The sequence below is a fragment of the Mycetohabitans sp. B2 genome, from assembly GCF_021733735.1.
Lineage (GTDB): Bacteria > Pseudomonadota > Gammaproteobacteria > Burkholderiales > Burkholderiaceae > Mycetohabitans > Mycetohabitans rhizoxinica.
Genome location: NZ_JAHKSP010000149.1, coordinates 1 through 347 on the forward strand (window position 1 = coordinate 1; position 347 = coordinate 347).

Consider the following 347-nt stretch of genomic DNA (forward strand, 5'->3'; position numbering starts at 1 on the left):
CGTCGGCCTTGAACCACGTTGACGCCATCGTGCATTCGCTTGGACCGTATTGATTGACCACCGTTACTTGAAGGCCAAACGCCTTATGCACCTGCTCACATACACTTGCCTCTAGCGGCTCACCAGAGGTCAAGATAGTGTTCAACGACGATGCAATGGGACCCGCCGGTACGGTTTCACAAAGACTACGCAAAAAGCTTGGTGTGATACTCAGCAGTTTCGTCACCGACCTTTCACGAATCGCTGATAGATAGCGGCCTGGCTCTTTCGCCTGCTCATTGGGCAAGATGATCACGCGCGCGCCTGCTGTCAACGGACCAAACAAGTCGCGCACACAGGGGTCAAAG

Annotated in this window: 1 protein-coding gene; it reads right to left on the reverse strand. The window is 54.2% G+C overall.

From position 1 onward, the window contains the following. Positions 1 to 295 (reverse strand): AMP-binding protein (locus KPG66_RS18210; RefSeq protein ID WP_237071649.1); only part of this gene is annotated, 295 nt, incomplete at its 3' end. Positions 296 to 347 lie beyond the last annotated feature (52 nt).